This window comes from Pseudoalteromonas pernae, assembly GCF_039831865.1.
Classification (GTDB): domain Bacteria; phylum Pseudomonadota; class Gammaproteobacteria; order Enterobacterales; family Alteromonadaceae; genus Pseudoalteromonas; species Pseudoalteromonas pernae.
Genome location: NZ_JBDODM010000006.1, coordinates 91812 through 111390, shown reverse-complemented (window position 1 = coordinate 111390; position 19579 = coordinate 91812). Strand labels below are relative to the sequence as shown.

Sequence of the window (19579 nt, the reverse complement as noted above, 5' to 3'; positions counted from 1 at the left end):
GGACTTACTCTTACACCCTCGTTGCTCATAACTACAGGGGTAAGAATCCACTCACAACTAGTTACAACAACTAACGGTTAACGAGGTCATGCTTATGAAACGATTTAACTGTAAAAAGCTTATTAGAGTCTTGGGCGTTACTCTGATAAGCGCAGCAACCCTATATGGTTTTAGTACTGCGCCCGTACACGCATCATTTTTTCCGCAGAAACTGGAACAAGCCTGTATGGCTGAACAAGCTGGGTTTGACTTAAACTGTACCGCAAAAGACATTCGCGTAACGAGTGTTGATAACATTAGAAATTTAGATGGTTCACCTGCAGTAAGCTGCCAATTGGGCTCAAGTGTTTCTTTCAAAGCTGATGTTAGTATCACCACTACGGCGAATGAACGATACGATTATTCTGTGTATCTCCCTGAAGGAAACTGGAGCGCGCAGGATTCTAATCCTGACAACACTTGCTCTATATTGCTTGGGCAAAATAATGGACCTGGCGTTGATTTAGAAGAAGGCCAAGACCAATGTGCTGATATCTCTAAAGCGGCAGGCTTTGATGAAACACACGTTTATGTTGGTGAAGAAATCACGTTGTTTTGTCGCGATGACGACAATTCCGGGTATGTTGACTTCAACTACTGTGCAGCATGGCATAACAAAGACGGTGCCGACTGTAGCGAAGATGACCCCGCAGCTCCTGGCACACCATCAAAATGTCGTTGTGAATCGTTCGATATAGATATATTTATCAAACCAAGTGCTCCTGTTATCACTAAAACTCTAGAAAGCGCTAGTTCAACTGCTACTGAGCCAAGTGGTAGTTTCACTTATTCAGTAAGTTTCACTAACCCAAATTCTGGTGCATCAATATTCTTAGGTTCACTTGAGGATGTTATTGACCAAGGTGGCGATGATAGCTTTGAAACCACATTGGACTTATGGGGAGCGACAACCTCTGCGGGTACCGCCGATGGCGTGTACTTAACCAATAGCACCTGCTCACAACCTGCTAATGGTGGCGAAGTGTTAGGCGGAGCATCCTATAGCTGTCAATTCACGGTCACAATTGTTGATTCGGATTTACCGGACGATCAAACCCCAGAGTTATACGATGATACCGTTAGGTTGACACTCACTGACTCAAATGGAGATGGTATTGAAGCTCTTGCAGCTTGTCCCGGTAATGTAAGCCAATCATTCGGTGACCACTGTAGTAATGAGAAACGCGTGACTTTAACTAACGTCGCACCTTCTATCTCAGTGCTTAAAGAAGCGAATGTGAGCCAAGTGCCTGAATCCGGCGGCGATGTTACATACACAATTACCGTGACAAACACTTCTCCTAAGTGGGATTCACCTATCACTATAACTTCACTAATGGACGATGTATTCGGTGACCTTACTACGCTAATGGATAGCGATTGTGCCATCGGTGCTCAATTGGACTTCGAAGGCTTCTATCAATGTTCATTTACACAATGGATAGCTGCCGACATGGCAGGTTCACACACTAATGTGGTAACAGCAAAAGGCACAGACAATGAAGGCGATGAAGCGACTGGTTCTGAGTCAGAAACAGTTATGATCAGCAATGTGCTTTCAAACATCACATTAGAGAAAGTAGCAGACCCCATTGAAGTGCCAGAGACAGGTGACGATCCGTCACAAACTCGTTCTGTTGAATACACCTTCACATTCGGCGTTGACGGAAGTGGCGTAGATAATGTGACCTTTAAAGAGTTACTTGATGACATGTTTGGTGATCTCACTGATGAGTGTAAAGTCGATACCAAAAATGGCATGCCTTTCGGTCCCGTTGACTTGTTAGACTTTGTCTTAATGCCGGGCGAAACTGCAAGTTGTAACATCAGTCGCGATTTGACAGGTAACTCAGGTGAGGTGCACGTAAATGTAGCAACCATCAATGGTATCGACGATGATAATGACCCTGTTACGCAGATGGATGATGCGAGCGTTACCTTTATTCCAGCAGCTCCGGCCGCAGATGTGAAATTTGGCGCAGGTCTACTGGCCGTTGTTGAGCTAACCAACACGGGTATTGAGAATGTAACCTTAACTTCCATGTTATTCGATGGATTTGATGTGTTCGCTGAGGAAGAGACTTCGCCTGATTTGACGGTTGATGGCTTTAAATTGATTAACTCAGGTGGTTCGTATGAAAATCAGAACTACCCAGCATGTAATCAAGGACAGCTTCTCACTTATAATGGTTCACCGGGTTCAACATACTCTTGTGCCTTCACCATTGAATACAGACCTGGCCTAGATAGTGTTGCCGCTATTAATCAACTCAATGAGCTAATCATTACATTAGAAGATGATGAAGGCGATGCAACTATCAATAAAGTAGATATCCAAGTCTATGGCTTTGGTAACTAACTTAGCCTTTGGCGATTAGCGATTAGCGAATGTTGAGTTAGAAAAAACAGTGTTCGTACGGCGTATATAAAACGCTAAAACCAAGCAAGGAGCCGCGACTCAGTCCCGGCTCCTTTTATTTATTCCTTTAGCTAGGTGAAATCGTTAGTTACCACCCTTGCCTTTTTTACCACCGCCGGTTGAACCTCCTGTATCACCACCGCTTGTTGCTGAAGAAAGGGTAATAGTTACCGTTGTGGTTGACTCATACTCACCATCGCTAACCGTGTAGCTAAAACTATCAGTGCTTTTAAAGCTTTTTGCTGGTGTGTACTCTAGGTGACCATTTGCGTTAATGGTGACAGACCCTTTGCTACCTTGTGTTAGTGAGCTAATGGTCAAAGTGTCACCATCTTCATCGATATCATTTGCCAGTACATTAATAGTGACTGCGCCTTTTGAGGTGATGGTTACCGCGTCACCTTGCGCGATTGGCGCATGATTAACACTTGCAACTATGTTGTATGAAAGTGTTGCGAAAGCGCTCAGATTACTGTTTTCCAGATCTTGAGCCACTAATGTCATACCATAAGTGCCTGCGGTTGCATCATTAGCCGAGACTACCGCTAAGGTCACGGTTTCAGTTGCGCCATCAGCGAGTGTGATGTGGGCACTGTCTGCGAACCAATCTGCTGGTGTCATGATTGATAGCGAATAAGATGCCGGTGCACAATCTGTATTGTTGTTAGTTACAGTTACAGTATAGAGCTGCTCTTGACCGGCATTCACAGTACCCGCTGTAGTTTGCACACCAACAACCGGCGCGTTAGCAACACACACAGGTGCTGGCTCTGCCACTACGTAGGTTGCAGTCACTGCTGATTGATACTGAGTTTGCGCAATGTTGTTTGCCACAACACTAAAGTCATACACACCTGCATCTACAGTCGTTGATGAAACTACGTCTAAATCGATTGTCTGTGACTGACCTGAAGCCAATGCCACAGTTTGAGTAGCGGCGCTAAAACCAGCTGGTAATGTCGCATCAACAGTAAATTCAGTAGTGTCACATGACTCGCTGTTATTATTTGTCAGCGTGCCTTGGTAGCTCACTGCAGTGCCAGCCTCTACAGCCTCAGGATTGTTTGCAGCTAACACCCAAGTCGGATTTGCCAGCTCACATTGAGCAACTGGTGCTTCTACAACATAAGAAACTGTCATAGCACCAGTGTATTGTGCGTCAGACGCATTAACTGCTGTTACAGCTATATCATAAAAACCATCTGTTGCCGCTGCAGGGGAAGTCACTTCAAAGCTCACTGAAGCACTTTGACCTGGTAAGACTGTTGCAGTGGCAGCCGTTGCTACCCAGCCCGCAGGAACAGTAGGAGTTACAGTAAATTCAGATGCTGAGCACTCCAGGCTGTCTTGGTTACTCAATGTTGCGTTATAAGTTACGGTCGTTCCCGGAGCTACCCATGCACTCGCGACTGGAGACACATTTATCGTTGGATTAGCCGCTGCACACATTTGGCCTGTATAGCTAACTGATACGCTGGCAACCGTTGCGTTTACCCACTCAGTTGAAATACTTACACCCGCAACTTCATCGGTATAGGTGCTCCCTGCGACTAACGCTGCATCATCAAGGTCATAAATACTACTTTTAGGTGTCATGTCGAGGATTTGACTACTCTCGATATCATCTTTTGATTGATTTAAGTGCACCAATACACCATTGGTTGCTGCGGTACCGGCCATAAATGAATCGAAACCTTGCGCTTGACGATACTCTAGGTAATACCAAAGTGGTGCACCTGTTGTTGCATCTGTACCACGGCGCACTTTCAACGCTTTAGCATTACCTGACATCGCTGTACTAAGCGGCTCGATGATATAGTTGCCGTCTTCATGTGCAGTCACTACTTGACCAGCATTTTGAGTAAGCCAACCCAAACGCTCTTTATTAAATGCATTGAAGTGACCTTCAGATTTACCCATGATGTCAAATTTGTCACCGTAAGTAACAGCAAAACACGAATCGCTAATATAACCAGAGCCACAGCTCAATTCTTTAGCGTGTTTCAAACCTAGGTTGTGACCAAGCTCATGGCCAATCGTCATTAGATTCAATTCACCGTTTAACCAAGCACGTGAAGGCGTTCCACCTACGGTGCCTTGACCACGCCAACCGCAGCTATCGTTTTTGGGCAGCATATACACTAGGCGTTGGTATTGGCTCAAATCAACACCATTGTCTTTTGCTACTTGGCGAGCGTGCTGATCCATACCAAAGTAGTCACAGGTAGTGTCAATCGGCATAGTGTAGTAGCCACGTACATCACCGCTTAACCATGTTTGGCCATATGAAGCCTCTTTGAAATAGTCGTTGACGCGACCAAAAACCATGTCCTGAACTTCTTGTTCGGTCCATGGTTGTAAGCTTGGGTTATCTTGGAAGTTAAGTAATAGCACCAAGGTTTTTTGCTCACCCGTTGTACCAGTCAGTGGTGAAGTTACACCCGAAGTCGAATCGCTTGATGCATCACCCGCTGCGAGCACTTGTAAGCTAGATAAGTCGTTATCAAGTAACATGCGAGTAGTGGCGTTTTGTTCAGTGTTTTGGGTGAACTGCCAGCCCTTAACACTCAATTTGTCTCCAGATTTTAACTCCTGACTTTGTGCATTAGTCGCAACGAATAGCTCAATGTGTTCGTTGCCGGTATCAAGGAAATAACGAAGGCGCGTTTTACCTTGTTCCTCAGAATCAAGATAAACAAGCTCTAACTCACCGGTTACCTGTTTTTTCTGAGCTAAGGTTGCCGCAACGTCAGCGGGCATAGTGCCACGTTTTGTTTGCGGGATAATTGTACGAAGAACGGTACTTGGGTCTTGACCGAGAAGATGGTACTGCGCGTTTTGGCGCTCTTTCGCCACGGCCAGCATTTGACCAGTAGACATCGAGCTTTGGCCATTGTTCGTTTTGGCCATTGATGTTAGTTGTAGAGTTTGCAACTTAACTTGTTGGGCTTGTGGCATTGCTGCCTGTACTCGCATTGCAGTAAAGCTCAAACCAAGCATTAGCGCGGTATACGCGCAAGCTTTACTTGCTGTGAAAGTGGTGTTCGTAGACGTTAAAGTGCAAAGTTTGGTGCTCACAACTGAACCCTCTCAAAGTTTAAACATCACTTCGAAAGCATTCAGTATTTATACTGAGCTCTTGATCACATTCCTTCGGTAACCCAGCCACCCTCTATTTTACTAGTAGGGCCTGTGGCTTTGCGTCCACCAATTACTTGATGTTTGCCATTTCGAGAGTGCTTTCGAAAAAGGAACGCAGGCGATCAAGCACCGCGTTGAGCATAATTTTAGCAACATGATTGCAAAAAACTCAACAACAAAATTGTGCTTTTTTTGAGCTACTTTTGAATTCCTAATGAAATCAACAAGCAAGAAGCAAACATTTTTTCTTAGGAATAAGTTATTACCCCATAATTTGAATAGCGTGCATTTTAATCACACAAATATGGTGAAAATCCTGCCAGATAGAGCTCTATTTTCAGTTTATTGGTGAAAGTGTAATCAGCGAGTGATGTCAAAGTGATTACTTTGCATGGTTACAAAGCTAGAGAACAGAAACCTGACGGTAGAGCCTAATTTAATTTACAAATTTGCAACAGCGGCATTTAATACCGGTAGGGTTTTGTGTCGCCAGATTTGTCGGAATATATGAGGGTTATTCGCGGAGGTAGTCTTCAAGAGGATGATAGATGGAGACGAACCCAGCATCGGGCTGAGTTCGTATCGTATACGTTAGTTTTAACGGCTAATGATATCAACAATCTCACGGGTATCATCTATCAATCGGATGATAGAACCGTCTACTTCGATAGAGATGAGGCCATCCCCACCGCGATTGATTACTTTGCCGCGGCGATAAATGTCGCGGTCTAAAATGTCACCACGTCTCAACTTTTTCTGCCAGCCTGGAGGCAAGTCGCCGCCATTATCTACTTTCTTCTCTAAGCCAGGTGGCAAGCTTTTGTGATCGTGCTTGTCCTTATCCTTATCTTTGGCGTACGCCATACCTGTTACTAAGCTGAGTCCAATCAAACCTACATAAATATATGCTTTCATCGTTTTGTTCCTTAAAGAAGTATCTTTTGAGATTAGCAGTTTTAACTGAACGCGCTATGAAATCACTCATAAAAAGTGTTCATTTTCTCCTGCGTGATTAACCTCGTATAACACGGCACAAAATCATTAATGCGCAATAATATAGTGACGCAATTTGGTCATTTTGTCCCAGTTTTTGTGCTGTTCTGTAGTAGCCTTGTTAGCAACACAAAAATGATCCTCACTTATTACCAATACGTTTTAAACTTAAAACACGACCAACAAGTTGCAAGATGGCCCACAAAAAAGCTCATTTACCCAGCAAGACTTGCCCTATTTGTGGGCTGGAGTTCAGTTGGCGCAAGAAGTGGCAATTGAATTGGGAAGAAGTTAAATATTGTTCTAAGCGTTGCGCTAAAGCCCGCAAAGCACAACGCAACGGGCCTGTTTAACGCAACTCAGAGTCTAAGGTCAGGATACGTGGTATCGATTTAATACCATGGCGTTTAAACAATTTACCGTTCTCATCAATCACCATAGTCACTTCATCAGCAAACTCCCCTTTATAAGCAGTCGCATCTTGTTCTGAAGTCCACAAGTTAGACACTACAACTGTAACTGACTTACCTTGTCTAAGCATGCCATTGACTTGCATTCTTGCTTGCTGGCACTCTTGCGCCGCTTTGGGGTTACGCGTTGCCCAATAAGTTTCACACCAAATTGCACTGAACAATACGATATCAGTATCAAATTGGTAGTCATACGCTTTAGTCTGTGTCGGTGCAATGGCAGCAAGTTCAACACCCTGCTTGAGTTGCGTTAACACTGTTTCTAGCTGCTCATCGGTTTCATGCGTGCGATATACAAGATCACCCTTGCGATTGAATACCAAATGCAATGGCGTGCCGTTTAGCTGCATCGTGGTTGCTAATGAATTTTCGGTATCTTGAGCCATTGGTACTGTAAGACCAAATTTATCAACGACCTTTTGAATCGCCTCGGCGTCGTCATTGAGGTCGATGTTAACCGCCAAGAAAGCGATGTCTTCACCAAATTCTCTGTAATGCTTTTGCAAAGCCGGCATTTGTTTCATGCATGGACTACACCAAGTGGCCCACATTTCAATGTAAAGGGGTTTGCCTTGGGCATAGTTTTTAACAGAGATGCTTTGTTGGCTATCCAATGCCACAACACGCACATCTTGCAAAGGGTGTGCAAAAGTAAGCATGGGTATCACTGCCATAAAAAATATCAATAATCGTTTCATTTTTGTGCTCGCTAAGATTGTACTACATCTACAATAGCAATAAGCTAGAGCCAGAAATTGAATAAAAGCGACAGCTATGACGTTACTCCCCAGTGAGATGTATGCCAGCAAGTTACAACCCATTGATCATTTTGGGTTATCAACGCGCACTCTCGACGACAAATCGATTTCTGAGATTTGGTGCTCAAAGGTCAGTAAGGATAACCTTTGGAGCGAGCAACTATTACACGCCGATGGGCGGATGGGCTTGTTTGTTGTTCGTGGCCCACACGTATATATCAATGATTGCTTACTCACTGAGGGAGTGTATGTATGCGGTGCCAACGAACAAGCTCAAATTATTAGGTGTAGTGCCGATGCCCATATGTTCGGCGCACGTTTTCACATTGGTCAACAACAAGCCCTCATTAACCTTCCTGCGCATGAGCTAACAGGACAGATGCTCGCGATCGGTGACTTACCTCGCACAGCATTTTTACCACTGCTGCACCCAAACATGTCTTTTACACAATTTACCGAACAACTACTCAAAAGCAGCTCAGAAAACGCGACTCCTCATTTGAAGCTAAGTGCCCGACTTATTAACGAATGCGGCAACAGTAGTGTTGTTGCTGATACCATAAAGATGAGCAAACGCTCAGTGGAACGCCATGCCCTCAATCAAATAGGCTTGCCGTTAAAAACCATTGATATATTGAAGAAAGTTGCCAGAGCAAGGGCTACCATCAAGACCAACCCCAACACATCACTGACCCAAATCGCCCATGACATCGGTTTTGCTGATCAAGCCCATTTTACGCGGCAGTTTAAGCACGTGGTCGGAATGACCCCAAGGCAATATAAAACGTTAAAATCAAAGCAAATTAACCGCTGAATTGTGCTTCGATAAGGTGAGAAACACCCTGCTTGTCAACTTCAATCGTCATGCCATCAGCAGCGATATAGAGAGCGCCACTGTATCGGGCTTGCGCAGTTTCTTTTATCCTATTCATGCACAGTTCCCCACCATATCGAGCACTGAAATGCGTGAGTAGCAGGCTTGGGAGCTCTCGTTTTTGCGCATATTCCGCCACTCGCTCAACGTCACTGTGGCCGGTATGAAAACCCACCTTTTTTAAATCTACCGCTAAAAACGTCGCTTCATGCACCAGCAAATCCGTGCCCTCAATCTCGTCATCCAAGCACTTTGGTGCTTCGTTATCGCCACAAACAATAATGACGCGTGCCCGCCATGCATTAAATGTGTAGTCATCACTGAGCAATATTTGACCGTTGAAGGACGTATTTTCGCCACGTTGTAATAAGTTAAAATGTGGTCCACTGGGGATACCATGTTCAGTTAACTTGTTGATATTTAATTTGCGTACTATCTGAGTCTCAACGAATTTATAAGCGTAGCTGGGGACCCGATGTTTTAGTGGGCATGTGGTGACATCGACCCACGAGAAAGACTGGCCAGCGCATTGTTCAACACTGAGTAATTTCAGCTCAAACGCTAAGGTTAACTCGGTCATTTCCAGCACAGCTCGCACAAAAGAAAGCACTTCGTCAGGCGCGATAAGATACATAGGGTGGGTTCTGCCAGACAACCCAGCGGAAGCTATCAAACCGGGGAGCCCATAGCAGTGATCGCCATGTTTATGGGTTATGAAAATGGCTTCAAGATGGTAGATAGCGAGCGTGCTTTTAAGAATTTGATGTTGGGTCCCTTCACCACAATCGACAAGATACCAAGGTTTTAAATCGTCTCTAAACACCGCATAAGCTGATACATTTCTTTGCGTTGTTGGCGTCCCAGAACTACTTCCTAATACTTGTACTCGCAAATCTTTTTCCTACTATCTTTGTATCTGAGTTTAATTTTACGACGTGCGCCCAAAGAATAACACTAAGGCACATTTATCAGGATAACCAGTTATGAAAAACGATATCGATACCAAAACTCTACTCAATGTGTACGAACAGATTCAAAAACACGGCGAGCAAACAGAAAAAGGAAAGTTGTACCAAGGACTGTACGCCTATAGTGATATAGATGGCTACACAGTCTACATTGAAGGCAGTGGTGTGCTGCTACGTTTTGGATTTCACAATACCTATCACCTTGACTATCAAAGCGATAAAAATAAAGAGGATTTTATGAACAAAGTCCTCAGCATCGCACATCAGGACTGATCGCCCCGCAATTGATTGAGCGTATAAACCACTTTGTATTATGCGAGGGTTTTACGTGCACAGACCTAGGCGATATAGGCCCACTCCGGCACCGTTACAAAATCATATCGAGCGAGTTGTCGAAGCCTTAAAGCAGCAGCCACATAAAGTAGCGCTCATCAAAGATAATTTGGAATATTATCGCCAACAGCCACATCTAAAGCGTGGCTTCTTGCTCGCCATTGAACGTTTTGATTGGGTTTTTGCAGCGCACGAGGACGTTGATTCTCTGTGTGCTCAATTACTTAGTGACGATTACATCGGCAGACGTTTACGCCGTTATCCGTTGTTATTCAAGGGCATATTAGATGATTAATCTGGTGTGGTTGAAGCGAGATTTTCGCTTAGACGACCACGCGCCATTGCACTTTGCGGCGCTAAACGGGAAGCCTACACTGGTTGTGTATGTGATTGAGCCACACTACTGGCAACTGGAAGACACCAGCATGAGGCAATTCACCTTCATTGCCCAAGCACTTCGTTCGCTGGCAACTGAGCTAGAAAAAATTGGCGCTTTTTTGTTGGTGCGCAGCGGTGATGTCTGTGATGTGTTGTCACGCATTCATCAACATGCGCCTATCGACACACTTTTTAATCATCAAGAAACGGGGAACAGTTGGACATTTGCGCGGGACCAACAAGTATTCGCATGGTGCAAGCAACATGGGATCACAGTCAACACGTACCGCCAACAAGCTGTGTTTCGCGGCAAAATTGACAGGGATACATGGCACGCTAAAGCCAACGATTGGCTGGAACAAAGCTGTTATCCCGCACCGCAAAAGTTACTCAGCCTCATTACACATCATGATGGCTTGGCATTGCTTGATAATTATGTAGGCGATGATGAACTAGAAGCCATTAGCGCGCAACGCGGCAGCCATACAGCGGCCATCAACACACGAAATAGTTTTTTTACACAACGAATTCGTCACTATCGCTATGGCATATCGTCTATCATCAAAAGTGGCACTGCGTGTTCACGTTTGAGTCCGTACCTTGCTTACGGATTGGTTAGCTTGCGCGATACGATGCAACGACTTTATGCCCTCCCGTCATGTGATGGCAACCGTGATGCGGTGCTCTCGCGATTACATTGGCATAGTCATTTTGTGCAAAAGCTGGAATCTGAACCGCGCTATTGCGAACAAGCTGTGCACCAAGATTTAGTCACCCTACGCGAAAATGAGTTTGACCCAATGCAGTTCCAGCGCTGGTGTCAGGGCCAAACTGGGGTGCCCTTTGTCGACGCGTGCATGCGCTATTTACACCACCACGGTTGGCTTAATTTTAGGATGCGGGCCATGCTCATTGCCTACGCAAGTTACCAACTCTGGTTAGACTGGCACCAGCCTGCTGCCTTTTTAGCGCAGCAGTTTGTCGATTACGAGCCGGGTATTCATTACCCGCAAGTACAAATGCAGTCAGGAACGACGGGGATAAACCCTTGGCGCATGTATAATCCCGTCACCCAAGGGCAGAAATATGATGCGCAAGGTCATTTTATTCGCAAGTGGCTGCCAGAATTGGACCATGTGCCAAGTGCTTACATTCATACTCCTTGGCTTTACACAAAGCTAAAAACAGATAGTTACGACAGACCCTCATTTCCTCCTGATGTTGCTCTGCGCCAAGCCAAAGAAAAAATCTCCGCGTTTTACAAAGCTCACGTCAATCGCAGCGAGACACAACGGATTATTACCACACACGCCAGTCGGAAAAGGCAAAAGAAAAAAGTCAGTTCGAACAAAAATACCAAACAATTAAATTTATTTTGATCCGTTTATTTTTTCAGCACGTAATAGTTAAAGCTTTTCCCTATAAAAGCAGACTTCTTCCCTTTATGGGTAGGCAGAGACTCCCCCGTCTCTGCTTTTTTTTTGCTGCTCATCGTTTCTAACTTATTATTAGCCGCTAATAGAAGATTTAGCCCCTTGAAAATGTTATTGTCCCCACCATTTGAGACTCCATGGATTAATTAGGTATGACAAAAGCTGTATCCGCCGTACCAGAACAAGAGCAAAAAGGCTGGTTTAACCGCTTTCTTGCGACTGTCGAATTTCTCGGCAACTTGTTACCTCACCCAATAACTCTGTTTGCCCTTTTCTGTGTCGCCATCGTGGTGATCAGTGGCATCGCTGATTGGGCAGGCCTAAGTGCCATCGACCCTCGCCCGGAAGGAGCCAAAGGCCGCGATCCAGATGGGGTGATTGAAGTTGTAAGCCTAATGAGCGCTGAAGGTTTACGCCGTATATTTGAAGGGCTAGTGACCAACTTCACTGGCTTTGCACCGCTGGGCACAGTGCTTGTTGCGCTACTAGGTGTGAGCGTAGCTGAGCACTCAGGACTTTTATCAGCAGCAATGCGTGGCATGGTTATGGGCGCATCAAAGCGACTAGTCACCTTTATGGTGGTGTTCGCTGCTATCCTGTCTAACACAGCTTCAGAGCTTGGTTACGTCGTACTTATCCCACTCGCGGCGATGATATTCCATAGTTTAGGCCGTCACCCTTTGGCCGGTCTAGCCGCAGCTTTTGCTGGTGTATCCGGTGGTTACAGCGCTAACTTGTTATTGGGCACTATTGACCCTCTGCTTGCGGGGATCACCACGCCAGCGGCGCAAATGATTGACCCTGACTACCAAGTAGGCGCTGAAGCAAACTACTACTTCATGTTTATCTCAGTGTTTTTAATCGCCTTTTTGGGTACTTGGGTAACTGAGAAAATCGTTGAACCGCGCTTAGGTAAATACGATCCAAAGGAAGCCAGTGTCGACTTAGGTGAAAACAAAATTGAGCATCTGAGCAAAGTTGAAAAAAGTGGCTTAAAGTGGGCGGGTTTAACCTTTTTAGCGCTTGGCGTTATTCTTTCACTAACGATTATTCCTGAAGATGGTATTTTACGTCATCAGGTCACAGGTGAAGTAAAAGGGTCGCCATTCCTCAAAGGTATCGTGGTCATTATCTTCATTACATTTGCTATTCCTGGTTTTGTGTATGGTCGTGTTGTTGGCTCAATGAAAAATGACCGTGATGTGATTGATGCGATGAGTAAGAGCATGGGTGCGATGGGTATGTACATCGTACTGGTGTTCTTCGCAGCACAATTCGTGGCATTTTTTAAATGGACAAACCTAGGTACGATTCTGGCGGTTAATGGCGCTGCATTGTTACAAGCATTAAACCTTACTGGTCCAGAGGTATTCGTATTCTTCATTCTAATGTGTGCGTTGGTTAACCTCAGCTTGGGCTCTTCTTCTGCACAATGGGCTGTCACAGCCCCTATCTTTGTGCCTATGTTGATGCTTATCGGCTACGCGCCTGAAACCATTCAAGCTGCTTATCGTATCGGTGACTCAGTAACCAATTTGATCACCCCGATGATGAGTTACTTTGGCTTGATACTCGCCGTCGCCACCAAGTACAAAAAAGACATGGGGATTGGGACACTTGTGGCCACCATGCTGCCATACAGCATGATTTTCTTTGTTGGTTGGGTGTGTTTATTCTACATCTGGGTATTCGTATTAGGTATGCCTGTAGGTCCAGGTTCACCAACCTACTACCAGCCTTAACCCCTGCTCACGAGCCAGCACACTTGCTGGCTCGTACCCATTTGCTATAGTTGTTGTGTAATCAATTACCTAGAGCAACTAAGTGCGCCTTCTTTTGATATTAATTTCGTTTAGTTACTGCACCTTATCTTACGCCACAGTAGAGAAGTTTATTGAGCAGACCTACGCTACCGCCATGGTCCTGACCAATGGCGAATCGGTGAACATAGGGTATGGGCACTTTAATTCTCCAGCCGCTTTATTCAATTCAGACCAAGAAACTGACAATGAATTGCGCCAAGATCTCAATGTATTTACGCTACCAATCACCAAAGCAACACGCTCACCCGTTTACTTTGACAACTTTGATAGCGAACTTCATATTCAAGCAAGCTTTTTAAATCAAACCAACAGTCTCAATTTATTTGATCAAGCAATTGATGATGTCGTTGCGGAAGATATCTATGGCTTAGGTGCGAATTGGGTATTCGAGCGCCCCATTAGTTCCAAGTGGTGGTTTGGCTTTGGCGCGCGTATCCAAGCATTTCATTACGATAATTCCTACAGATATAACTCACCTCAAAGCAAAGAAGTACTCCAACCCGAATTTGATGGTGTCATTGCGAACATCAGTAGTAATGCGCTTATCGCCAACCCGCACATAGAAATGATGTATCGCCTCCCTCGGCATTGGGGATATTACGAATATAAAACCAGCTTCAACTATTACTACGGCAGCTCGTTAGCTGAGCCATCCGGGCTTGATAAAATCAGACCCGAGGGCTGGCGCTATCAAAATGGCATCAAAGCGCGATTCAATGGTGCTCATTTTGGCGATTTATCTCAGGCTTTCTATCTCAAAGCCCATCGCGTCGATATTGGCGGCGATAGCGCCAGTGCATTCGCTACTGGCCATTTTTATGAATACGGGATAGGCATACTGTTCGACACAAGCCCATGGCTATCATGGCTAGATAATGTAGGTATTGGCCTTAATTATCATCACGGCAGTGCGCTCGAAGGTGGCAGTGTCGTTTTTTATTTTAACGAGTAACCGCCCCGCCCCCTCACGCTAATATTAAGGAATGCGTCTACATGCAAGCACCGAGAAAACTCGCAGCACGATATCGCGCCATTGTCGCCAGCATTGGCTTTTACCCTGCCATTATTATCAGCCTGTTAATGACACTAGCAATGGTGTTAGCCGCTCTTGAGTATCAGTCTTGGGTGATGCAATTCAAGCAAGATTGGTCAATATTTTTTGTGTCGGATATAGACACTGCCAAGACGCTGCTGAGTATCCTAGCAGGAGGGCTTATCTCGTTAACTGTGTTTAGCTTCTCTATGGTGATGGTGGTACTCAATAATGCCGCCGCGACATTGTCACCAAGAGTGCTTCCCGGTTTGATCACTATGAAAGCGCATCAGTATGTGCTGGGCATGTACCTCGGCAGTATTGTCTTTACCTTACTAACCCTGATGAATATTCACGAAGACCAAGAACAGTTTAACATTCCAGCGCTAGCAACATTCGTTGCGCTCATATTAGGCATATACTCGCTGATATTATTCGTGTTTTTCATTCACTCTATTTCTCGTTCTATCCAAGTAGACAACGTACTCAACACACTATTTTCACAGACAAATAAACAGCTTAAATGCTTGATTGAATACCAGCAGCAGGACGTTTTAACGCTTGTTCCCCACTATCAGGATTGGTACCAATTGCCCAGCCCCACCGCTGGCTACTTTAAGGGCGTAAATACGCAGCAATTAACTAAGTTGCTAAACGAGCATAATTTAGAAGTTGTGGTTGCAGTTGAGCCGGGCTTTTTTTGTGTAGAGGGATTTCCCTACATGGCAATCAGTTATGACATTAGCGATAACCAAGAGCTTTGCGAGAAAATAAATGCCTGTAGTGTCTTTTATATTGAAGAATATATCGGCGATCATTACAGCTATGGTCTTAGACAAATCGCGGAAATTGCCATTAAAGCATTGAGCCCAGGTATAAACGACCCGGGGACAGCTGTGAAAGCCGTTGATATGTTGAGTATTTTAACTATCGCTAGGCTACATGTCGGGGATTATAACTACACACTCTTAAACTGTGATTCAAACAAACCACGACTGTGGTTTTATGAGCCAAGCTTAGCCTCATTATTAGAACAAAACTTTGATCCAATCCGCCATTATGGCTGTGGCGACCCCACTATTTTGGTTAACCTTATCGAAGCTCTCAAAAATATATTATTTGTCTGTGAGCACAATCGAGATTACACCAGAGCGCTTTATAATTACGTGCAAGCGACGGTCTACGACGCCGAGCACAATATCAATAACCCATATGAGCGAGCGCACATAAATCGGATGTTGGAGCGTATGAACCATGTCGCCGCCAAACGTGGCGATAATATTGAGTTTAAGTTATCACAAACGCAGGCAGCTGATTAAAGCTGCCATGCATAACTGATTTTAGTAAAGAAGGTTCTGTCCGTTCGCGTTAATTCATCCAAGTTATCATTTTGATAACCACTGTCTGAATACCCAAGATAGAACACTGACTGCGGGTTGATCATGTAAGAGTACACAACCTGTGACCCAAAATCGCGATTGCGTTCATGCACCTGACGATACAAATAGGCTTGTTGATTGCGGTCGATATCTTCAAACTGCCAAATCACCTTCAACATGCTGTTAATATTGAATTTGTAGTACATACGCACATCGAACTGGTGAGCTTCGTATACGTTTTCATCTTTCACATCGAGGAAACTGTAGTTGTAACTCAACTGCAATTGAAGATGCTGACTAACATCCCAGCTAAAGGTGTTTTCGATGTCCGCGCCATCACCCAATCGAACGTTGCTATAATCTATTCGTGAACCATAGTTGGCATAAAGTGTGTAGTTTAAATCTTGCAATGGTCGCGCAGTTACATAAATGTAGCCGTTATTTTGGGTAAAGTACTCACCGTAATAAAGCTCTTCGCTGTGCCATCCACCAATTTCATAATTAGACATCAGGGGACCGTCACCAAACACATAACCTTCAAATTGCTCTTCGAGTAATTCCCCATTGAGGTCATAACTTTTTTCCCACTCGAGGTCGTAACCCCATTTGGTAAGCCACGCATGCTCTTCACCATACCAAGTTTGACCACCACCGAGTTCAATTTCACGGTAATTAGACTTCGGCTGATAGCCCATATCGGCACGAAAATCCTCGCTCACCTGTTCAACTTGGGCACGTAGCGCGTAATCACGCTTTAGTCGCTCTATGCTTAGGTTAACTGCTGTGCCTGCTTGTTGCTCATCAAGCTGCCAATTAGCAGCAAATTCTGCGTCATTTTGCGTGTCAGCATAGGCCAGAGCATAACTTATTGAGTCTGAATCATTAAATGATGATGTGCCATCTACACCAATCACGGTATTGTGGTAGTCACCGCCTTGACGGTGCGTCATCATTACACCCACACCGCCCGTTTGCCCCACATCATAGCGATAACGGCCAACCATATTGACTACTTGCTCATTTAGCTGTGCTGGAGATGAACCTTGGTTCGAGGGTAGATGTACAGAAGGATTATTGTCATCGGCAACCAACATGGCATATGTGTGCGCGCTATTTTTGCCTGTTACTTTCAAGCCATAATCAGGATCAGCGATTGTCCTGCTGTACATGAGTTCTAACTCATTGGTCTGAAAGAAAGAAGAACCGTCCAAAAAGAACGGACGTTTTTCTGCGTAATACAATGAATAGTTGGTATTTACATCCAGCTGAATGGCGTCTGCTTCAACTTGTGAAAAGTCGGGATTAATAGTGGCATTGACTAGGGTTTCATCATTAACGCGCCAACGCAGGTCAACTCCCGCATTGTAGTCAGCATCCCCATCCACCCAAGGACCTGGCACTGATTCCTTACTATCACTGCGCTGCATACTCACATAAGGCGTTACCATCACGTCGCGTTGGGTAGTGCGATTTGCAAGGCCTGTTAGTTTATCAAATTGACAAAAACTGCACTTAATATCGAGATCAAAACCGACATTGGAAATTTGATACAGTGGGTCGCGAGGATAGTTACGTGCCACGGAAAAGCCCCAAGTGATTGGCTCTTTCGTTTTAGGCAAACTCAACACTGTCAGTGGAATTTTCATTTCCACTGAATAACCATCATCGTTTATCTTCGCAGCGCTATACCAAATTGCATCCCAACTTGGGTCTTCTTGCCAATTGTCAAAGTCAGTCGCCAGAATGTCGCCTTGAGCGCCGAAAGCATTTACGAAAAACTCAAACGCATTGCGCTCATCGTTCAGGCTGTCGATGACGATCCCTACATTATCATCTCGCCACAGCTCATCTCTATCACGAAGTGCACCTCGAATTTGGCTTGGATTTGGATCTTTTGCATCAATCGCAATATAGAAATAGCGCCCATCTTCGAACATGTAAGCGGTTGTTTGCACAGGAGATGGAGCTCGCTCTAACGGCGAATTCTGTGTGTTTACTTGTACTTTTGTGGCTTGCTGCCACACGGACTCATCTAAATGACCGTCTAATTGCACCTGTTCTTGAAGGTGCACAAGTGAATAGTTTTGGGCGGGTGGATATGCAAAGGATGCTGCACTAAACCCTAGTGCGAATACACCTGCGTACACAGGTACGCATTTAAACTGCACCATAAATATCCTTATTTCTACAACTAGCCTTTTGCTCGCAGCAAAGTTTGGTCAATGTTAACAAGATGAAAACAAAAAGCTAGTTTTTAGTGCATTAATTTCCAATATAAAATCAAAAACAAGGTGTTAGAGATTTACTAACGTTCCTTTGAGCGTTACACCAGCGATCAAAGCACCAGCGCCACATTCATATTCAGTTTCACTAGAAAACTCACGTTTTCTATAAAAAGATTGGATATTAACAACGGCATTCATACCTTCACGTTGAGCACGCTCTTGCAGCGCTTTCAATGCACTTAGCATGACCCATTCACACGCTTCTCGGTCTGATTTATTAAAGGCGTTAGTTTTCTTATTGGTCATAACTTCACCAAAGCTTTCCTTTACTTCACTATGCGATTGTTGACCAAAATACAAAGGCACATCTAACAACACTGATTTAGCCTTGCTGGTGTGCAGTAATTCGTTTATTGAGTATTGACCAATATCATTTCTAGCCAGTGCCGTAGACGACAAACTTAACAACGCAGTTGCCAGTAATAGTTTTGTTTTCATAGTTAATTCCATTTTTTGTTGTAAAACTTCCATGCCACACCAATACCGTAGGCGATATTATGATGGCGCTCGACCAGTGGGCTGTCTTGCCAACGTGCATCCTTGATGCGGTAATATTTGACAAAACCACCGACCCACCAGCGTTTTGAATCGTAGTTTAGGCCTATCGAGATTTCGCTGCCGCTGTAACCTCGCTCGGCATCATATGTTTCGCGATTGTCATTGGCATATTGCTCGGTCACGCCGTAAAAGTAATTTACATACTCTGAGGTCGCAAAGTTGACTGCACCGCGAGTCGTCATAGTCACAGACGCATCTTCGCTTCGCCACATGTTTTGCTGCCATTGCACATAAGGGCCCATGCGAAAGCCTAAATCATCAATGCTCGAAAAGTCGCTCGCGATGGCCTTGCGTAAAAACAGCCCGGCTTTGGCATAGCCAGCACTTGTTTGATTACCGCTAAAGTAATAATCAAGAGCTGGGCCTAACTCAAAAACCCAATCAAGGTCGTCCATTCCGGCACGCGCTTGGTTGTCTTGGCTATCAACCGCTAGGCTCGCCGTTGCCGAGATATCAAGATGCCAATTGCCCTGCTGCCACAAATAGCCGACCGCACTGTTACGATCGACACTAATTTTATCACTGCGGTAGCGCACATATGGCAGAGGTAAGGTGTAATTATTGTGCTCACTCGACCCAAGATAATGAGGCAAAGAGGTGCTGAAGATGCCAGCACCGAGGTCAAGTTCATCGCTATAACTCGACGCACTCATTAGTCCAAGTAACACGACCCATACCCATTTAGCCATCATGCA

At 44.8% G+C, this 19579-nt stretch carries 16 protein-coding genes and 1 riboswitch; of the genes, 9 read left to right on the top strand and 7 right to left on the bottom strand.

Translation table 11 applies throughout. The features are described from left to right. Nucleotides 1–94: 94 nt before the first annotated feature. Nucleotides 95–2398 carry a hypothetical protein gene (locus V1358_RS14505; RefSeq protein ID WP_347393990.1) on the top strand — a complete coding sequence of 768 codons (2304 nt, stop codon included), beginning with the start codon at nucleotides 95–97 and terminating at the stop codon, nucleotides 2396–2398. A gap of 144 nt (nucleotides 2399–2542) precedes the next feature. Here the strand turns inward: V1358_RS14505 and V1358_RS14500 are convergent, their stop codons facing one another. Then, entirely contained in the window at nucleotides 2543–5536 is a 2994-nt protein-coding gene (locus V1358_RS14500; RefSeq protein ID WP_347393989.1) for an Ig-like domain-containing protein, read from the bottom strand. A 74-nt stretch (nucleotides 5537–5610) separates the two neighbouring features. Beyond that, nucleotides 5611–5695: riboswitch (cyclic di-GMP riboswitch) on the bottom strand. 501 nt (nucleotides 5696–6196) lie between these two features. Beyond that, the gene (locus V1358_RS14495; protein ID WP_347389958.1) at nucleotides 6197–6514 is read right to left on the bottom strand and encodes a hypothetical protein; all 318 of its coding nucleotides are present in this window, start codon (nucleotides 6512–6514) and stop codon (nucleotides 6197–6199) included. Nucleotides 6515–6786: 272 nt separating this feature from the next. Between V1358_RS14495 and V1358_RS14490 the strand changes: the two genes are divergently transcribed. Then, nucleotides 6787–6945, top strand: coding sequence for a DUF2256 domain-containing protein (locus V1358_RS14490; RefSeq protein WP_347393988.1), 159 nt, complete (start codon nucleotides 6787–6789; stop codon nucleotides 6943–6945). Here the strand turns inward: V1358_RS14490 and V1358_RS14485 are convergent. Beyond that, entirely contained in the window at nucleotides 6942–7760 is an 819-nt protein-coding gene (locus V1358_RS14485; RefSeq protein WP_347393987.1) for a TlpA family protein disulfide reductase, read from the bottom strand. The genes V1358_RS14490 and V1358_RS14485 overlap by 4 nt on opposite strands. Nucleotides 7761–7836: 76 nt before the next feature. On the opposite strand from V1358_RS14485, the gene V1358_RS14480 reads away from it, so the two are divergent. Then, entirely contained in the window at nucleotides 7837–8634 is a 798-nt protein-coding gene (locus V1358_RS14480; RefSeq protein WP_347393986.1) for a helix-turn-helix domain-containing protein, read from the top strand. Here V1358_RS14480 and V1358_RS14475 read toward each other — a convergent pair. Then, the gene (locus tag V1358_RS14475) at nucleotides 8624–9586 is read right to left on the bottom strand and encodes an MBL fold metallo-hydrolase (RefSeq protein ID WP_347393985.1); all 963 of its coding nucleotides are present in this window, start codon (nucleotides 9584–9586) and stop codon (nucleotides 8624–8626) included. The genes V1358_RS14480 and V1358_RS14475 overlap by 11 nt on opposite strands. A gap of 91 nt (nucleotides 9587–9677) precedes the next feature. Between V1358_RS14475 and V1358_RS14470 the strand changes: the two genes are divergently transcribed. From V1358_RS14470 to V1358_RS14445, 6 genes are all read left to right on the top strand, one after another. After that, nucleotides 9678–9935 (top strand): DUF3081 family protein, encoded by a 258-nt coding sequence (locus V1358_RS14470; RefSeq protein WP_347393984.1) that lies wholly within the window; start codon nucleotides 9678–9680, stop codon nucleotides 9933–9935. A 55-nt stretch (nucleotides 9936–9990) separates the two neighbouring features. Beyond that, nucleotides 9991–10290, top strand: a complete 300-nt coding sequence (locus V1358_RS14465) for a hypothetical protein (RefSeq protein ID WP_347393983.1) — start codon at nucleotides 9991–9993, stop codon at nucleotides 10288–10290. Then, a complete protein-coding gene (locus tag V1358_RS14460; protein ID WP_347393982.1) occupies nucleotides 10283–11752 on the top strand; it encodes an FAD-binding domain-containing protein in 1470 nt (489 codons plus the stop codon). Before V1358_RS14465 ends, V1358_RS14460 begins: the two co-directional genes overlap by 8 nt. 206 nt (nucleotides 11753–11958) lie before the next feature. Beyond that, nucleotides 11959–13548, top strand: coding sequence for an AbgT family transporter (locus V1358_RS14455; protein WP_347389966.1), 1590 nt, complete (start codon nucleotides 11959–11961; stop codon nucleotides 13546–13548). Nucleotides 13549–13642: 94 nt separating this feature from the next. Beyond that, nucleotides 13643–14581, top strand: coding sequence for a Solitary outer membrane autotransporter beta-barrel domain (locus V1358_RS14450; protein ID WP_347393981.1), 939 nt, complete (start codon nucleotides 13643–13645; stop codon nucleotides 14579–14581). A gap of 41 nt (nucleotides 14582–14622) precedes the next feature. After that, nucleotides 14623–15981, top strand: coding sequence for a DUF2254 domain-containing protein (locus V1358_RS14445; RefSeq protein ID WP_347389968.1), 1359 nt, complete (start codon nucleotides 14623–14625; stop codon nucleotides 15979–15981). Here V1358_RS14445 and V1358_RS14440 read toward each other — a convergent pair. From V1358_RS14440 to V1358_RS14430, 3 genes are all read right to left on the bottom strand, one after another. After that, nucleotides 15978–18212 (bottom strand): carbohydrate binding family 9 domain-containing protein, encoded by a 2235-nt coding sequence (locus tag V1358_RS14440; protein WP_347393980.1) that lies wholly within the window; start codon nucleotides 18210–18212, stop codon nucleotides 15978–15980. The two genes, V1358_RS14445 and V1358_RS14440, sit on opposite strands and share 4 nt — an antisense overlap. A gap of 123 nt (nucleotides 18213–18335) precedes the next feature. Then, nucleotides 18336–18764 (bottom strand): excinuclease ABC subunit A, encoded by a 429-nt coding sequence (locus V1358_RS14435; RefSeq protein WP_347393979.1) that lies wholly within the window; start codon nucleotides 18762–18764, stop codon nucleotides 18336–18338. A gap of 2 nt (nucleotides 18765–18766) precedes the next feature. Then, on the bottom strand, nucleotides 18767–19576 hold the full coding sequence (locus V1358_RS14430) for a MipA/OmpV family protein (protein ID WP_347393978.1): 810 nt from the start codon (nucleotides 19574–19576) through the stop codon (nucleotides 18767–18769). Between the last annotated feature and the right edge of the window lie 3 nt (nucleotides 19577–19579).